Annotated in this window: 13 protein-coding genes; 7 read left to right on the top strand and 6 right to left on the bottom strand. The window is 64.7% G+C overall.

Annotation, left to right across the window (positions count from 1 at the left end):
* Window positions 1-11: 11 nt before the first annotated feature.
* Window positions 12-2,645, bottom strand: coding sequence for a putative bifunctional diguanylate cyclase/phosphodiesterase (locus ACWIFB_RS01255; RefSeq protein ID WP_454057043.1), 2,634 nt, complete (start codon window positions 2,643-2,645; stop codon window positions 12-14).
* A gap of 830 nt (window positions 2,646-3,475) precedes the next feature.
* On the opposite strand from ACWIFB_RS01255, the gene ACWIFB_RS01250 reads away from it, so the two are divergent.
* Together ACWIFB_RS01250 and ACWIFB_RS01245 are read left to right on the top strand one after the other, a co-directional pair.
* Window positions 3,476-3,916, top strand: coding sequence for an MFS transporter (locus ACWIFB_RS01250; protein WP_064846260.1), 441 nt, complete (start codon window positions 3,476-3,478; stop codon window positions 3,914-3,916).
* Complete coding sequence (locus ACWIFB_RS01245; protein ID WP_010154757.1) at window positions 3,913-4,590, top strand: response regulator; 678 nt, start codon at window positions 3,913-3,915, stop codon at window positions 4,588-4,590. The genes ACWIFB_RS01250 and ACWIFB_RS01245 overlap by 4 nt, the downstream gene beginning before the upstream one ends.
* Before the next feature lie 352 nt (window positions 4,591-4,942).
* On the opposite strand, the gene ACWIFB_RS01240 is transcribed toward ACWIFB_RS01245, so the two are convergent.
* Together ACWIFB_RS01240 and tet(33) are read right to left on the bottom strand one after the other, a co-directional pair.
* Window positions 4,943-5,152 (bottom strand): hypothetical protein, encoded by a 210-nt coding sequence (locus ACWIFB_RS01240; protein WP_204677726.1) that lies wholly within the window; start codon window positions 5,150-5,152, stop codon window positions 4,943-4,945.
* Window positions 5,153-5,476: 324 nt separating this feature from the next.
* Entirely contained in the window at window positions 5,477-6,700 is a 1,224-nt protein-coding gene (gene tet(33) / locus ACWIFB_RS01235) for a tetracycline efflux MFS transporter Tet(33) (protein ID WP_074690335.1), read from the bottom strand.
* Window positions 6,701-6,738: 38 nt separating this feature from the next.
* Here tet(33) and ACWIFB_RS01230 point away from each other — a divergent pair, with 38 nt between their 5' ends.
* From ACWIFB_RS01230 to ACWIFB_RS01210, 5 genes are all read left to right on the top strand, one after another.
* Entirely contained in the window at window positions 6,739-7,308 is a 570-nt protein-coding gene (locus ACWIFB_RS01230) for a TetR/AcrR family transcriptional regulator C-terminal domain-containing protein (protein ID WP_010154754.1), read from the top strand.
* Window positions 7,309-7,655: 347 nt separating this feature from the next.
* The gene (locus ACWIFB_RS01225) at window positions 7,656-7,790 is read left to right on the top strand and encodes a hypothetical protein (RefSeq protein WP_255180144.1); all 135 of its coding nucleotides are present in this window, start codon (window positions 7,656-7,658) and stop codon (window positions 7,788-7,790) included.
* Window positions 7,791-7,950: 160 nt separating this feature from the next.
* Window positions 7,951-11,466, top strand: a complete 3,516-nt coding sequence (gene mobF / locus ACWIFB_RS01220) for a MobF family relaxase (RefSeq protein WP_040504913.1) — start codon at window positions 7,951-7,953, stop codon at window positions 11,464-11,466.
* A 25-nt stretch (window positions 11,467-11,491) separates the two neighbouring features.
* The gene (locus ACWIFB_RS01215; protein WP_081473272.1) at window positions 11,492-12,439 is read left to right on the top strand and encodes an abortive infection family protein; all 948 of its coding nucleotides are present in this window, start codon (window positions 11,492-11,494) and stop codon (window positions 12,437-12,439) included.
* A gap of 312 nt (window positions 12,440-12,751) precedes the next feature.
* Window positions 12,752-12,919, top strand: a complete 168-nt coding sequence (locus ACWIFB_RS01210) for a hypothetical protein (RefSeq protein WP_275703462.1) — start codon at window positions 12,752-12,754, stop codon at window positions 12,917-12,919.
* Between the two features lie 41 nt (window positions 12,920-12,960).
* Here the strand turns inward: ACWIFB_RS01210 and ACWIFB_RS01205 are convergent, their stop codons facing one another.
* From ACWIFB_RS01205 to ACWIFB_RS01195, 3 genes are read right to left on the bottom strand one after another with little or no spacing between them, the layout of a single operon-like run.
* Complete coding sequence (locus ACWIFB_RS01205) at window positions 12,961-14,472, bottom strand: recombinase XerD (RefSeq protein ID WP_197493114.1); 1,512 nt, start codon at window positions 14,470-14,472, stop codon at window positions 12,961-12,963.
* Between the two features lie 11 nt (window positions 14,473-14,483).
* Window positions 14,484-14,816 (bottom strand): helix-turn-helix domain-containing protein, encoded by a 333-nt coding sequence (locus ACWIFB_RS01200; protein ID WP_064846257.1) that lies wholly within the window; start codon window positions 14,814-14,816, stop codon window positions 14,484-14,486.
* Window positions 14,813-15,919 (bottom strand): tyrosine-type recombinase/integrase, encoded by a 1,107-nt coding sequence (locus tag ACWIFB_RS01195; protein ID WP_064846256.1) that lies wholly within the window; start codon window positions 15,917-15,919, stop codon window positions 14,813-14,815. Before ACWIFB_RS01195 ends, ACWIFB_RS01200 begins: the two co-directional genes overlap by 4 nt.
* Window positions 15,920-16,106 lie beyond the last annotated feature (187 nt).

Raw genomic sequence — 16,106 nt, 5'->3', positions numbered from 1 at the left:
AGGTGTGGGTATCAGCGGCCCTGTAGGAATCTGCGCACGAATTCGGCTTCGGGGTAGGGGCGGCCGATCCCGAAGCCCTGGGCGAGGTGGATCCCCTCGTCTCGGACCACGTCGAGGACGGCGTCCGAGCCCACGTGCTCGGCCACCACGTCCATGCCGAGCTTGCCGGCCAGATCGACAAGTGAACGCACGATCGCCCTGTCCGTCGCGGACGAATCAAGGTTGGCGATGAACTCTCCGTCGATCTTCACGTAGTCGAAGAGCATGATCTTCATGTAGAGCAGCGAGCCGAAGCCGGTACCGAAGTCATCGATCGCGAGCCGGAACCCGCGGTCGCGCACGCGTTTCGCATAGGTCCGAGCTGCCGCTACTTCGTCGAGCTTCGCCGTCTCCGTGAGCTCGAGCACCACCGCGGACGGCGGAACACCGCGCGCGTCGGACTCCTCGAACAACACCCGCTCGAGGTCGGTGCTGCCGATCGAGTGGGCAGAGAAGTTGATCCAGATGGACAGGTCCTCGTCGAGCTCCCGGAGCCGCGCGATCATGCGGATGGCCTCTCTGACCACCCAGATGTCCATCTGCGTGATGATTCCGGATCGTTCCGCGATCGGAACGAACTGGGACGGTGGGACCACCCGGCCGTCGTCGAGCAGGCGGACGAGGGCTTCCGCACCCACGATCCGGCCCGATTCGACGTCGAGTATCGGCTGGAGGTGCAGCTGCAGATCGTCGCCGAGTAGTGCCTTCTCCAGCCGCACCTTCCACTCGTACGGCGAGGTTATCCGGTCCTCCGGCGCATCGTGGTCGCCGAGGATCACTACGTTGTCTCGACCCGAGTATTTGACGTCGTACATGAGCCGGTCGGCCGCCACCAACGGCGCGACCCCTCTCGCCATGGCGGAGGCGATCGTCACCCCGCCCACGGAGACGGACAGTTCCCGGCCCGCCCCGTCCAGGGTGCGCGAGTACTCCCGGGTCCGGTCGACCAGCGCGGTGGCGAGCGACTCGAGGCGTTCTCTGTCGCCGTCGGGGACCAGGATGGCGAACTCATCGCCTCCGAGACGGGTGAGGACGTCGGCGTCGTCGGTCGTGTCTGTGAGGATTCCGGCGATATCGATCAACACTCCGTCGCCGAAGGCGTGACCGAAGGTGTCATTGATGTTCTTGAAGCCGTCCAGGTCGAAGACGAGCACTCCGCCGGTGGGGCCCCGGTCGGCGATGTGCTCCGCGAGGGCCTTGTCGAAGCGTCGGCGGTTGGGCAGCCCCGTCAACGGGTCACTGTTGGCAAGTCGTTCGAGCTCGCTCAGGAACCGATGGTTCTCCGAGACGTCCCGGATGAGGAGCAGCGCCCGCTCGGAATCTTCACTCTCCTCCGGCAACAGCGGCGCGGCGGTCAGCTCGAAGGTCCGCTGTGTCCCGGACCTGTCGGTGAAGATGAACGGTTCGGCTACCACGGTCTCACCGCGGAGCGCGCGCGCTGAGGGAGTGAGGTCCGGCTGTTCTGCGGGACGGTGCCCTGGCCAGGATACGAGCTGCAGGTGCCCTTCACCGTCAGCGCGGACGAACGTCGTGCCGCTCGTGTTGAGCGGGATGGCCCTGCCGTGCTGGTCAACCGTCAGCAGTGCGTCCGGGATCGTCTCGGTGACGGTCCGCAGTGCGGTCTCGCGGCGACCGGCCGTGTCCGCGAGAGCGGTCAGATCGGCGTTGAGCCGGACGAACTCGTTGACCGCCGTGGCCACCACCAGGGAGATGAGGAATGTCAGGATCACCATCAGATGCAGGCGGGCCGACAACGCCAGCGTGCTGTACTCGAGTCCGAACACGGCGCCACGGGTGCCTGCGACCATCGCGAGGAGGGTCACCGTGGTGAAAACGGCGTGCAGCGCGGCCACCGACGTGGTGGAGCGGACCCCACTCCAGAAGAGGGGGATCAGGATCATCATCGCCAACGGGAGATACGGGCTCATCACCTGTGCGATGGCGGCGAACACGATCGTGAGGGCGAACGCGAAAATTGTATCGACGGCCTTGGTTTCGCGCCGGTATCCGGGACGATGCATCAGGGCGAGCCCGGTACTGGTGATGAGCATGACGGAGGCCAGGCTCCGGACCACCCAGACCGCGCCGTCGACGAACGTCGGGCTTCTGCCGTCGGCGATGAGGCCGAGCGCCGTGACGCCCCAGGCGAGCGACGCCCCCACGAAGGCGGCGCCGAAGAGTCGGAACACGTCGTAGGTGACCGCCATCCGGGCGATGATCGTGTGCGAGCGATCCGAGCTGGGCACCGCGGCCCGCAGCCCGAAACGTCGACCGAGCGGAACTAATGCCAGCGAGGTCCATCGGGTGATCAGGCCCAGCGCCACGTTCGACAGCGACAGCAGCAGCGCCTCCGAGAGCTCGAACCCGGTCCGGAGATTGAGTATCGACAGGATCACCATCGTGAGAGCCACGAAGGCGACGTATTCGATCCTGGACCTGATGGTGAGAGCCCAGAGGACGATCACTCCCGCGGCGGGCCAGTAGAGCGCGAGACCGGATTCCTGATAGAAGCCCACCCGTCCCACCCCCGCGGCGGCCGTCACCGCGATGGCGAACGCGGTGATGCGCCATGCTGCGACACGAGACGGGGTCGTCAACATCGGCATCAGATGGCTCCCGGGATGACTGGTCAGAACGGAAACGCGTGCACCGAGCCTAACAATCGGTCCTGGTCCGGGCCGCGACGCCCGGCTGGATAGACCGCAGTTCCGCCGCCGAAATGGCAGTTGCAATGTCCTATATACCTACTGGTAACCCTGCGTATCAAGGTTGGGCGTATACGAGCTGAGTCAGGCTGTGGTTCAGCCGAGGGGCCTGACATCGCGAGCGTGGTCACGGCCTTGGCAGCAACGCCGATCGCGGGCACCATGGCGCGTGCGCCGATCTGCTCGGCCAGGGGCGCGCAGCGGGACCGTGCTGCTTCATCTGTCGGAGAACGCAGCGCGGCACCGGCACCACTGCGCATCCGGCTCGGGCATGTTCCCCCGCGAAGGGCTGGGGCAGTCAGTTCCGGCCTTCAGAGCGACGCGGGGGAGGGAATCGAGGACGCGTGCTCGGCGGCATGTGGGGATGCGACTGAGGGTCTGCGCTGGCGCTGGCCTAGACTCAGCACTGAGCGGGGACGGTTGTCCACGCTCCTGGTCGATCCATCCAGGAAGGTTGGGACATGTTCTTCAGGGCTCGGGCCAGCCTGTAAGTGGCGAGTAACAGGACCGCGCTGGAACGTCGCGCGGTCCTTTGTTCTGCCCACTCGCCCGCTCATTCCTGAGGGAAGTTCATGTCTTCTACCGATTCCTCTTCTTCTCTGCGATCCTCGCTACCACGGCCCAGGTGGCCATTGCTATTGTCCAATGCCTTGGATGCCGCTGGGCGTCGGGGTGTCGACTTCGTAACTGATGTCTTGGCGGTACTGGTTCTTGGAGCCAGTGCTGCGCAGATGGGTTTGCTCAACGCCATCGGAACACTGGCATTCCTCGTGCTGGGGATCCCGATTGGGGTCCTGGTCGACCGCTCGCCCACGGTGCGGCTGCTCGCTGGCTCTGGCCTGGTCCGAGCAATGCTGCTGGCGACGGTGATCACTGCCCTGGCACTGGACTCGCTGACCATGGTCCACTTGTACCTGGTCGCTGGGTTAGTCGGCACCACTACGGTCGTCACCGAGACCACACAGACTGCCATTGCCCCTCGAGTCGCCGGACAGGACGCGGTGGCCGCCCTGGAGATGCTCGATCCTCCACGCGATGAGTTCCCGCCTCGCCCCGACGAGACCTGTCACTATTACGAGGCGGAAATCAGCTTCTTCGAACGAGTCGACGTCCACGTCGTCTGCTTCGCCTCCGACCAGGTCAGCAGGATCGGAACGGTTCCCGCGCCATGACCCCGGAGGATCGCACCGACACCCCGCCGATCCGTGTCCTGATCGCGGATGACGACCAGCTCGTCCGCACCGGCGTCGCCGCTATTCTCGCCTCCGCCACTGACCTTGACATCACCGCCCTCGCCAGCAACGGCCACGAGGCCGTCGACGCCGCGGCAACACACCGCGTTGACGTCGCACTGCTGGATATCCAGATGCCACGACTCGACGGCATCGGAGCTCTCCGTGAGATCCGGCACCGACTGCCCGAGCTTCCGATCGCCATGCTCACCACCTTTTCCGACGACCATCTCATCGCCGATGCGATCAACGCCGGCGCCCTCGGTTTCCTCCTCAAGTCCGACGAACCTCAGCAACTCATTGCCGGCGTCAGGGCCCTCGCGCACGGCGGAGGCGCGTTCTCCCCTCGAGTCGCCCGCTGGCTCGCCGCCGAGCAACGAGCGGGCCACCGCACCCGAACCGCGCGAGACGAACTCACTGCCCTGCTCACCGAGCGCCAGATCGAGCTCCTCACCCACATCGCTCGCGGACTCTCCAACGCCCAGATCGGCAGGGCCATGCATCTGTCCGAAGGCACCGTCAAGCAATACGTCTCCCAGCTCTTCAACACCCTCGGCATCGACAACCGTGTCCACGCCGCCATCACCGCCTACCGACATGGACTCATCACCTGAAGCCGACCCTGACCACACTAATGGTGGGTAGTGGCGCACTCGAGAGCATGGTCATCGTCGGCATCTAGATGGCGGTCGTCTACAGCGGCGCAATCTTTTAACCAAAGTGGACAGCGCGTCCGCGATCAGTCCCCGCTCCCCTGATCGTCGAAGGCAGTAGCGTCGTGACGGTTTCGATGCGCGTGATGATCGCGAGGGATGGCTACAAGCACCTCCTGCGCACGGTCGCGGCCAAGGACGACGACCGCGAGCCAACCCCGTAGGGCCGGCAAAGTAGTTGCGTTTCGATCGGGTAGTTTCTGCGGTTCCCAGATTACGGGCTTAAGGGTCGTTCGTGCTGTCCGCACAGGCCTCAGTCAACCTGCGTCTCGATGCAGTAGCGTCGCAGTTCTGCGATCATCGCGGTCTTGGGGGTGCTGACGAAGCGGAACGCATGGCTGAAACGGACGCGCATTCCTCCAGCCTCGAGGTAGCCGTCGCAGGAAGCGCGTCGTCCGTGGGTGACGACAGAAATGACCTCCACCCGCTCGGGAGAACGGCGGGCGCACCTCTCGGGCTGCACTGGGGCCGCTGTGTGTGGATTTCTCGATGAGCGTCCAGCTCATGTCATCGGCAAGCCACTCGGAGAGGGCCTCCAGCTCTCCCTTGGCCCGGTTCACAACGAAGTCTCCGTCAACGCACTTCCGTGAAGACTCATGGTGCTATGGCTCGATCCGATGCGCCCGGCCTTTCTCCGCGATCGGCACGCACATTTCGATGGGTCTATCAGGCTCCCAGCTGACCTGTCCTTGGTAGATGATGCCGAGTTTCCCGGTGGCGCCGTCTCGCTAGTCGGCCATGGCGAAGCAGTGTCGCCGCCGTGTTGCTCCTGCTCACGTCTCACAACTCACATCGAGTCGCCGCTCGCCCATGAGCCGAACTTCGGGGACGCTGCTGTACCACGCATGATGAGAATCACGCAGGGCACGTAGAGTGCTGCGGCGCAGAGCCAGAGGAAGCCGTCGGCGTTGATGTAAGTGAGCGCGAAGATCGTTGTGAAAGCGACCGGTCCGAAGATCGATGTGACGCTGTTGATGCTGGCGAGCACACCCTGGAGGCGCCCTTGGTGCTGTTCATCGACGCGCTGGGAGAGAAGGGTTTGCAGAGCGGGGAGGCCGATGCCACCGATCCCCAGTGCCGCCAAGATAGGCGCCATGGAAAATGCGTCAGTGACAATCGCCAGGCCTACGAGACCCAAGGCGTCGGTAACACACCCGATGATGACTGTTTTTGCCTCACCGATCCACTCCACGATGCGGCCAGTAAGGAGGGCCTGCACGAGAACCTGTACGATCCCGAAGACGGACAGGGAGATTCCAACTTCGACGGGACTCCAGTCGAGGCGGTGTTCAGTAAACAGCACCCAGGTCGCACCTGGAGCCTGCCCAATGAATTGAACAAGGCCGAATGCGACTAATAGGAAGGTAATCCCAGGCACCGCGCTGAGGCCGGGGCGACCACGATGCTGAGCGAGCGACGCAGAGCGCGCAGGGGAATCAGGACGGGTCTCGCGTAACAAGATAAAGGTGAGTGCCAGATTGCTCGCTGAGAGAAGAGCAGCGAGCAAAAACGGCAGATGTGGCGAGATGGCACCGAACAGTCCACCCATGGCTGGCCCCGCGATCATTCCGCCGCCATAGCAGGCACTGAGTAAACCGAAACGCTTGGCGCGCTGGTGGGGTGGCGTGATGTCGGCGATCACGGTGGCGGTGACCGCATTGGTCGCTCCGGTTATCCCAGCCACTGCACGGGCGATATAGAACACCGACAGAGCGGATGTCGTGGCGAGCACGAGATAGTCGACGGTCGCACCGGCCAGGGAAACAAGCAGCACCCGGCGGCGGCCGAATCGGTCCGACAGTGTTCCCAGTACGGGGGCAAAGATGAACTGCATTACCGCGTAGAGCGCGATCAGCACTCCGACGTTCAGCGGAACCGCATCAGCGGTGACCCCTGCCTCGTGTAGCAGTGCGGGGAGAATCGGCATCACCAGGCCCATGCCGGCGGCGTCGAGGCTAGCCGTGATGAGGACCGTGGCCAACGAGCCACGAGCGGAAGTGAGAGATGACACCTTATCAACGATAAAGTTATCGATGATAAAGTGCAAGCATGGCTCAGAAACAAGCGCGACTCGATCGTGCAGCAGTCTTGCGCGGTGCGAGGCATGTGCTCAATAACACGGGGATCGACGGTTTCACCACGCGGGCGCTGGCTGCGCATCTGCGGGTGCAGCAGCCAGCGCTCTACTGGCACTTTCGGACAAAGGGCCACCTGCTCGGATCGCTCGCAGCTGATGTGCTTGATCGCGAACACCACGCCTCACTCCCAGAGTCAGGGGAGCGCTGGGACGACTTTCTCCTGCGCAACGCGCGGAGCTTCCGGACAGCGCTTCTGGCAGTCCGGGATGGAGCACGGCTGCACGCAGAGTTTCACCGTCAAAAGAGTGACCAGATGCCAGCGGGCTCGGATGCCCCCGAAAGTCAGATCGAGTTTCTCGTGTCCGAAGGATTCGCTGAGGTCTCTGCGGTCCGAGCTCTCATGGCTATCAGCCGCTATACGGTCGGTTTCGTACTAGAAGAACAAACAGCGCTCGACAACGGATGTGAGCCTGTCGATCAAGACCTAGATTTCGAGTTCGGGTTAGTTGCAATGGTTGAAGGGCTGGCATCAAAGCGATGAGGGATGCTCGCGCTTTGGGTCTCTGCGTCAGTAAGGTCAATCCTTTCCCGCTCCCGCAGCAGCTCCTCCGCGATACTGACGTTTTGCTCATGGCTACGGAGCTCACTAACGAGCAAATCAGGGACCGTATGCATGTCGCGTCGCGATCGCGGAACGGCACATCAGCAGCATCTTCACCATGCTCGACCTTAACGAGCGCACAGGAAACAAGCGCGTCATCGCCGTCCTCGAGTACCTCAAGAACTAAGCGTCGAGTGCGTGACCGGCGCGATGACCATAGGTAACGGCGGTTTAGCATCGGTGCCGCATCTTGACACGACTCAATCCGCGACAGCTAACCTCCGCATATGGAGTTCGACGGAATGGAGATCCCCGACGATATCGAGGTCACGGTCTGGGGGAGCAACGAGCACCGGCTCTGTAACGTCTGCCGCGCAGAATGCGACCCCGAGCCGAGCGGCGCCGACGGGTACGGCGTGTGAATCGTCTACGTCTGCCGCGACCACGGAGTCCAATCCGTCGTGGACCCATTCGAGCATCTCCGTTGAAGCGCGCTCTTCGCTATCTCCCTGCATTGACGCAAACATCGCGCTCTCCGCCTTCCGAGGGTAGATCCCAAGATCTGCGGCGCACCTGCCCAGTGTGACGATCTCGATCAGGGTCATGACCGCTGGGGACGGGTACCGGTACCTGCTGAACGCAGTTGTCGCTGGCGACGGGGATCGCGATGCGTCGTCAGCGCTGACAAGGTACTACCTTGAAGCAGGAACGCCTCCCGGCATCTGGCTCGGGGCCGGCCTCCCAGGACTCGCCGGAGAGATCGCCGTCGGTGCCTCGGTGAGCGAGGAGCAGTTACGGCGCCTCATGGGGCACGGGCAGGATCCGAACAGCGGCGAGCAACTGGGGCGTCCGTACCGAAAGTTTGCCACCGCGGGCGAGCGGACGCAGCGCCGCCTCGATCAGCTCCCGAAGTCCCTTACCGCAGGTGAGCGTACCGCGCAGCAAGCGCTGATCGAGGCGGAGGAAGCACAGAAGCCAACGAATGCGCCGGTCGCAGGGTTCGATCTCACGTTCTCGGTCCCGAAGTCCGTCTCGACCCTCTGGGCAGTTGCCGACGGCGGCACGCAAGCACTCATTGCCCAAGCTCACCACGCAGCGATCCGAGACATGATCGCCCTACTCGAGCGCGACGTCGCGATGACCAGGGTCGGCGCGAAAGGGGCGCGTGGCGCCGTCGCGCAAGTCGACGTGCGGGGTGTGATTGCGACTGCCTACGATCATTACGATTCTCGGGCCGCGGATCCACAACTCCACACGCACATTGTCGTCGCCAACCGCGTGCAAGCAGCTCATGACGGGAAGTGGCGCACGCTCGATTCTCGCGCTATCCACGCCGCCGTCACCGGCCTATCGGAGCATTACAACGCGGTCCTCTCGGACCATCTCACTCAGATCCTCGGCGTCGGGTGGGAAGCCCGTGAGCGCGGTGCGGGGCGCTCCACGGCGTGGGAGATCGTTGGCGTGCCGCAGGAGCTGATGGACGAGTTCTCTTCCCGTACTCGCGATATCGAGCAGGTCAAAGACCGGCTGGTCGACGACTACGTCTCGAAGCACGGGAGGCAGCCGTCCCCGAAGCTGGTGTGGCAGTTCCGGCAGCAGGCCACGCTCGAGACTCGGCCCCCGAAGCAGCAGCACTCTCTCAGCGATCTCACCTCCCAGTGGCGAGAACGCGCGACCGCGTTGCTGGGTGAGGACGCGCCAACCTGGGCGTCGGCACTGCTCGCCGGTAGTGAGCACGAACCGTTGCTGCGGGCAGACGATATCCCGTTGGAGGATCTCGAGGAGGTCGCCGAGGTCGTGGTGCAGCAGGTCGGTGACCGGCGAGCGACGTGGAAACGGTGGAACCTCCACGCGGAGGCCGTGCGACAGACGATGGCTCTCCGCTTCGCGTCCGCGAACGACCGGGACGTCATCACCCAGCAGATCGTCGATGCCGCAGAACGGGTCTCGCTGCGCCTCACTCCGCCCGAGCTCGCGAAGAGCCCCTCGCTGTTTCGTCGCGCGGACGGGTCGAGCGTGTTCCGACCCAAAGCCGGAACGGTGTTCTCCTCCGAGCAGGTGCTCGCGGCAGAAGACCGACTCCTTGGCGCGTCGAATGATCGGTCGGCGCCGACCGTACCGCTGGCATGGATCGAGGACGCTGCCAGAACGAAGAACCGCGACGGGCACACCCTGTCGGTGGACCAGGAGCAGGCGATCGCGAAGATCGGCGTCTCCGGCCGCGTCCTCGACGTACTCGTCGGCCCCGCAGGGACTGGGAAGACCACAACGATGCGTGCCCTGCGCCGAGCCTGGGAGCGACGCTACGGGCCAGGCTCGGTGACCGGGCTCGCGCCCTCGGCCGCTGCCGCCGACGTCCTCGCCGGGGATCTGGAGATCGGGACGGAGAACACGGCGAAGTGGCTGCATGAGCATCGCCTCGGGAAATGGAACCTCACGCGCGGACAGCTCGTCATCATCGACGAAGCCTCCTTGGGTGGCACGTTCGCGCTCGATGCCATCACCAGTCACGCCCAGCAGGTCGGCGCGAAAGTGCTGCTCGTGGGCGATTGGGCGCAACTCGCAGCGGTGGACGCGGGCGGCGCGTTCGGGATGCTCGTGCGTGACCGCGGCGACGCCCCGGAACTGGTCGATGTGCGTCGCTTCCGAAACGACTGGGAGAAGCAGGCGTCCCTGCAGTTGCGGATCGGCGACACCGACGTCATCGATACCTACATTGCGCACCAGCGCGTCACGCCGGGCGGATATGACGAGATTCTCGAAGCCGCCTACCAAGCCTGGCGCACAGACCTCGCAGCGGGAAAGAGCACGGTGCTGATCGCGGAAACCCTCGACACGGTCTCTGCGCTCAACACCCGCGCCCGCACCGACCGAATCCTCCAGGGCGACGTCGCTGTGGACGGCGTCAAACTCCATGACGGCAACGAAGTTTCCCGCGGAGATCTCATCATCACCCGCGAGAACAATCGGCGCCTCTCGCTCGGGCGAAGCTGGGTGAAAAACGGCGACCGCTGGCACGTCGCCCATGCGAACGACGACGGATCCCTCACCGTGCGGCGGGCAGGATCGAAGCGGCGCACCACGATCACGCTGCCCGTGAGCTACGTCGCCGAGCACGTCGACCTCGGCTACGCCGTCACCGCGCACCGTGCCCAAGGGGCCACCGTCGACACCGCACACGCGGTCGTCCACTCACCGGAAGTGACCCGAGAATCCCTCTACGTCGCGATGACCCGCGGCCGCGAATCCAACCGCGTCTACGTCGCCACCGACGAGCATCACCTCGAGGAGCATCAGCACCGTGAGGACCTGCAGAACACCGCCCGGAGCATCCTCTACGGGATCCTGCAGCACCCTGGCGCAGAGCTCTCCGCACACGACACGATCACCGTGGAGCAGGACTTCTGGGGCTCACTCGAGCAACTCGCGGCCGAGTACGACACCATCGCACAAGTCGCCGGACAGGAACGCTGGATCGCCCTCCTGCACGCCGGAGGCCTCACGGCGGAGACGATCGACGAGCTCGTCGAGACAGACGCCTTCGGGATCCTCACCACCGAGCTGCGCAGGCTCGAAGCCGACGGGCACGACATCGACAGTCTTCTCCCGCGCATCATCCAGGTTGGAGGACTGGACGAGGTGCAGGATCTCGGGTCGCTGCTGCGTTACAGGCTCCAGCGCATCACGGCGGCCTACCAGCCTGCTCCGCAGCGGACCGCCAGGATGATCGCCGGCCTGGTCCCGCGCGCGACCGGGATCACCGATCCCGCGATGAGGCAAGCCCTCGACGAGCGGGAGCAGCTCATGGAGCAGCGCATCGATGCCCTGGTCGAGAAGCTCCTCAAGCAGCCAGAGCCCTGGTTGACGGGACTCGACGAGACCGCTCCCGCAGAGGGTGAGGCTGCGGCACGGGCGGTCATTGCGTACCGCGACCGGTGGGGCGTCACCTCGAGCAGCCCACTCGGAGCGGTGCCCGGCGACGATGCTCAGCGCGTCGACTACGAACGCGCCCAGGGCGTGCTCGTGAGCCTTCAGCAGACCGAGCACTCCCCGGAGGAAGTGCGGTCCAGACGGAGTCAGAGGCGGTCGATTTCCTGATGTATGCGGCCGATATTCTTAGTGCATGACGCCAACGAACCGCGCGCGGATCTCTCGCCAGACGCGCTCAAACGTGTTCGATTGGCTCTCGCTTTCCGAGTACGACTGGTCGGGGCGGCTGCAGCATCCGCAGTTCCTCGCCCGGCTCTACGACTTGGAGGAGCTGCCGAGCAGAGACCACAGGTACCGCACTGCCAGCGGCGACATCTACCAGCACATGGTGAACAACTGGGACTGGGAGGATGACTGGGTCTTCAACGACGACCGTTTCCAGCTTCGTAACGGCAGCGACGAGACGTTCCTCAACTTCTTAGCCGAGACAGTCCATCCCATTGTCCGCGACGATCCAGACGCCGCTGCCGCGATGGTCGCTGCCTACAATGACACCCTCCGCCGAGATGGGTATGAGCTCATCGAGACAGACCGTTTCGGAGATCGCATCATCTATGGCTGGCGTCAGATTTCCGCGTATTACGCCCCAACCGAGCTAACGCTCGCCAAGACGCCCGACCTCACCGAGAACTCTGTGCTGCGCCGTCACCTCGATCTAATCAACCGCGACCTCAGCTCAGATCCCGCTGCGGCGATCTCCTCCTGCAAGAACCTCCTCGAGAGCCAGTGCAAGATCGTGCTCACGGATCTGGATATCGAGTTCTCCGAACGAGACGAGCTCCCGGCTCTTTTCGCAAGCACCGCATCGGCACTCGCGATCAATGCCGACGCGGTAGACGGCAGCAAGCGCGGCAGCGACGCCCTCCGCAAAGCGATGCGCGCCCTCTCCACTCTCGTGCAGTCCGTCGCGGAGGCACGCAACTCAATCGGCGACGGGCATGGCTCCGTCAACGAGAGCCCCGCGACTCCACGACATGCACGCCTCGTGTTCAACTCGACTGTTGCAGTCGCGCAGTTCATCGCCGACACCTGGCACGAAACCTCCCATGAGCAAAAGGCTGCGCTGGGCTCCTCCTTCTGACGCTTCTCCACTCCAATCCGCAAGCGGAACTCCACCGCTCTTCCGCACTCCAACCGAGCAGCGTAGACTGCGAAATGGCAGGACAGACCACGCGCGAAGCCTGACGTCGGGCGGAGCAGACCGCCCCAAGAAGCCTCGGGGCACTCACCACACAGGACCAGCCACATCGAAGTGCTCCCGTGTGAAAAGTGAGGCCATCATGAATCTCATGCAGCGTCTGTGGAACGCCAGCGTCCGCACCCGCATCTTCCTGCGCCGCCGCAGCCGTACTTGTCATGCTGACACCTATCGAGGACAGCAGACACTGACCCAGTGCGCTCCGGTGGCCACCACTTCGTGCCACCGGAGCGCGCTGACCGCGGCGGCATGCCCGGGCGCATGTCGTGCCCTGGGTTCGGTTCCGTGGTGAGGACGAGCCGCGGGCGCGGGCATCTGTTGCTGGACATCCAGCAGGCCGACGGCCAGACCATCCTGGTGTAACTGAACGCGAGCATGGCTGGGCAGATCGTGGTGGTCGCCGGCTATCGCTGGTCGCCCGCGTGGCGGGCCGCATATCGGGCCCACGGTTCTGCGGACTTTTCGGCGTGGAGGAAGGCGACGTGGTGGCTGTAGCCGAGTGCGTCGGCGACTAGCGACGGTGGGCATTGGAGGACGAGCTCGCCGAGGGCGCTGTTGCGGGCGCCGAGGAGGTTCACGCCGAGGGCTCGCAGTCTGTCCATCACGGTGTTGGGGTGGAGGTGTCGTCCGGCGAGGATGCTTGGGAACATCCAGGGGCTGTCCGTCCCTGCCGCTGTCCGGAGGTTGGGCCGAGCATCGCGGTGCTGGCGGATCATGTTGGCGAACGGCTCAGGCACGTCCACTGGATGGCGGCCGAGCTGGATTCTCATGCCGTGAGGGCTCTCGGCGATGGCCTCGGTCGTCAGAGTGACGACTTTGACCAGTGGTTGCGCGTAGAGGAGCAGGAGCATGCCGGCGACGCGGTAGGGGAGTGACTCGCTGGTCCCGGTGAGCAATTCGCGGATCCAGGCAAGTCTCTGCTCCTGGCTCAGGGACGGGCTCGATCGGGGAGTGCGATGCGCGACCGTGACACCGGTGTTCAAGCGGGACTTCTTGGCGAGCTGGAAGAAGTTCCTGATCATGGTGCGAGTGGTCGGTCCGCCTGCCAGCCACTCGTCGGCGTCTTGCTGGGTGCAGGTCGCGGCGGTGCGGTGGTGTGTCTGGTGCAGCCAGGTCAGGAACTTGACTGTCTCGGTGATCTCTTGCTTCGCTGAGTGCACCGGGCCGCGCGTGTTGGCGCCTGCTTCGGATTTGGCGCGGATGTTGCGTAGGTGGTGCCAGGTCGCGAAGTGCTGGACGGGCTGACGGACCTCGGCGGGGAGCCCTTCTAACTTGACGGCGATCCACTCCTCGAATCGGTGCAGGTAGGCATCGCGGTAGGGGAGTAGGCCGTGATGTTGCAGGAGTGCTCGGATGTGTTCGGTCGGCTTGCCGGGAACGGCGTCGAGGCCTTCGTGGGAGATCGGGATCGTGCCGTCGCCAAGGCCACGCAGGAGCGTCTGGACCTTGGGGGATCGCTTCCAGACGAGGATCGACTCGGGTCGCTCGGATGCGCATAGCGCGTCGACCAGACCGCGCAGAGCGGGGTGTTCCGGCTCGCCGCCGAGGACCTGGTGGAGGTCGGCGCGAAGCGCACATCGGGCGCAGAGCCGCCCTCGGTGATGCCCGGCTTCGGTGTCGCAGCTGTCGCAATGGAAGTCGTGGGGGATCTCCGCGCAGGTCGCGCAGATCGGACCGCCGCCGGCGCTTGCGGGTCCTGGTAGCAGGCGGTCTTGGAGGCACTCCGGGCAGACGCCTCGGGTGTGGACGGCGTTGTAGTAGCAGATGTTGCAGAGCCGGCCCTCCGGCCATGTGACGGCGACCCGCGGGATCTTGCGGCCGCAGCGTGCGCACGGGTTCCCGGTCGTCGAGGTGATGCGTGGACGACCCTGGATGGTGGAGCGGGGGGACAGGCCTGCTGGTCCTCGACTCGCCACGGCAGCCATCCCTACTCGTCGAGAATGTTCGCGCGCCGGGGTCGAACTGATCGGTCGAGGCTGACGACGTTGGAGCCGGGCTCGGTCGCGGTCTTCCGGCGCCGGACGTCCGCGGCGGTTGTCGTGACCAGATCGGCTGGTGTGCACTCGAAGATGTCGCAGAGTGCGGCGATAACTTGGAGCGAGACGCGCTCCGGCCGCTGATTGACGAGGCGGTAGACCTGCGGTCGGGAGAGCGTGATGTCCCGTTCGCCGAGCAGCGGGATGAGATCGGTCGTGTTGTGCAGACCTCTGGCCGCCATCAGCTCGGCCAGGCGCCACTGGTAGTCGACCTTGCGTTTCATGGTGTTCCATCCTTCGTGGTGCGGGCCAGGGCCTCGTTGACGGTCCTGTCGAGAGCGCTGCGGAGCGTGCTGCGCCGGAACTCGTCGCCGACGAACTGGTAGATGCCGGTCGTCGAGGCGTACTCGTGCCCCATCTGGTCCTGGACGAACCGTGGGTCCCAGCCAGCCTCCAACAGATGCGTAGCGTAGGAGCGTCGGAACGAGTGCAGATCGAGCCCGTCCGAAAGTCCGAGCTCGTCGCAGTAGCGGCGTAGCCGGCGCAGCAGCGCCGGTTCTCCGACCAGGCCGCCGCGTTCGCTGGGGAACAGGTCGAGTGTGTCGGGCTCACCGCGACCGTTGGCGAGCCAGTCCTCGAGGATCGGAGGCGTCCATCGCCAGACGGTGAGCACGCTGCGGGGTTTGTAGGGCGAGGAGCGCTTTGACTTGCCGTAGCGGACCTTGCAGACGCCGAACCGGCCGAACTCGCGCGCATGCGGGTTGCGGGCGAAGTCGACGAGCTGCAGGTGTCGCAACTCGTTGAAGCGGAGGCCGTAGGCGTAGGCGATCTTCATCATGACCGCATCGCGATAGGCCGCCTGCCAGCCCTTGCGTCCCGACCGCCCCATGCGTTCGACCTCATCGTCGGCGTAGACGAAGAGTCGATCGAGCTCGGACCGCGTGTAGGGACGCTTCGTGGGTCCGCCGTCGTACTCCTGGACGTGCGGTGCGGAGTTCCAGTCGAAGAAGACCTGCGCCGGGTGGGTGCCGAAGTACTGCTCGCAGACCCGGTCCCATCCGTAGTCGGGGTTGCTGACGTAGCTCGTGAACGCCCGAAGCGCAGAGTGGTAGCTGCGCAGCGTGGAGCGAGAGACGTGTCGGACGGTGCGCAGGTCGGCCGAGAACTCCTCGACCATCGCCGGCGTCCAGTTCCACGGATCCTCGTTCATGTGCTCAACGAACCGGCGCACACAGCGCAGCCGCTGCTCGATCGTCGCGAACTGCAGGTTCCTGGAGAGCTGCTGGTTGCGCCAGCCGTCCAGCATGAGCTGGAGCACCTGCTCCTCGGGCCGAAGGACCGGCAGCGAGGGCACCACCGAGACCCGACCCACACCGTCGACGTGCATCCGACACCTCGTTCCGCGGTTGCATCCAATGAGTCAATGATGCATCCGATGAGACGCCAAGGGTATACGTGCTGGTCAACGGCGTGTCTGCGGGCTCTGTTGCAAAGATTGGCGGCAGTCAGAGGTAGGCTGTCGCTCTGCGCCGATCAGGCGGCTGCTGCGAAATGGTGGTTGAGCATGCCCATGG

This window comes from Dietzia sp. NPDC055340 (assembly GCF_053645335.1).
Note: the sequence above shows the minus strand (reverse complement) of the source record. Positions and strands in the feature narration are given on the sequence as shown.

Bases quoted from the DNA above. Each gene is read 5' to 3' on its own strand.
- ACWIFB_RS01245 (WP_010154757.1), top strand. From the start codon at position 3,913: ATGACCCCGGAGGATCGCACCGACACCCCGCCGATCCGTGTCCTGATC.
- ACWIFB_RS01195 (WP_064846256.1), bottom strand. From the start codon at position 15,919: ATGCACGTCGACGGTGTGGGTCGGGTCTCGGTGGTGCCCTCGCTGCCG.
- ACWIFB_RS01215 (WP_081473272.1), top strand. From the start codon at position 11,492: ATGACGCCAACGAACCGCGCGCGGATCTCTCGCCAGACGCGCTCAAAC.
- ACWIFB_RS01250 (WP_064846260.1), top strand. From the start codon at position 3,476: ATGGGTTTGCTCAACGCCATCGGAACACTGGCATTCCTCGTGCTGGGG.
- ACWIFB_RS01200 (WP_064846257.1), bottom strand. From the start codon at position 14,816: ATGAAACGCAAGGTCGACTACCAGTGGCGCCTGGCCGAGCTGATGGCG.
- ACWIFB_RS01230 (WP_010154754.1), top strand. From the start codon at position 6,739: ATGGCTCAGAAACAAGCGCGACTCGATCGTGCAGCAGTCTTGCGCGGT.
- ACWIFB_RS01255 (WP_454057043.1), bottom strand. From the start codon at position 2,645: ATGCCGATGTTGACGACCCCGTCTCGTGTCGCAGCATGGCGCATCACC.
- ACWIFB_RS01225 (WP_255180144.1), top strand. From the start codon at position 7,656: ATGGAGTTCGACGGAATGGAGATCCCCGACGATATCGAGGTCACGGTC.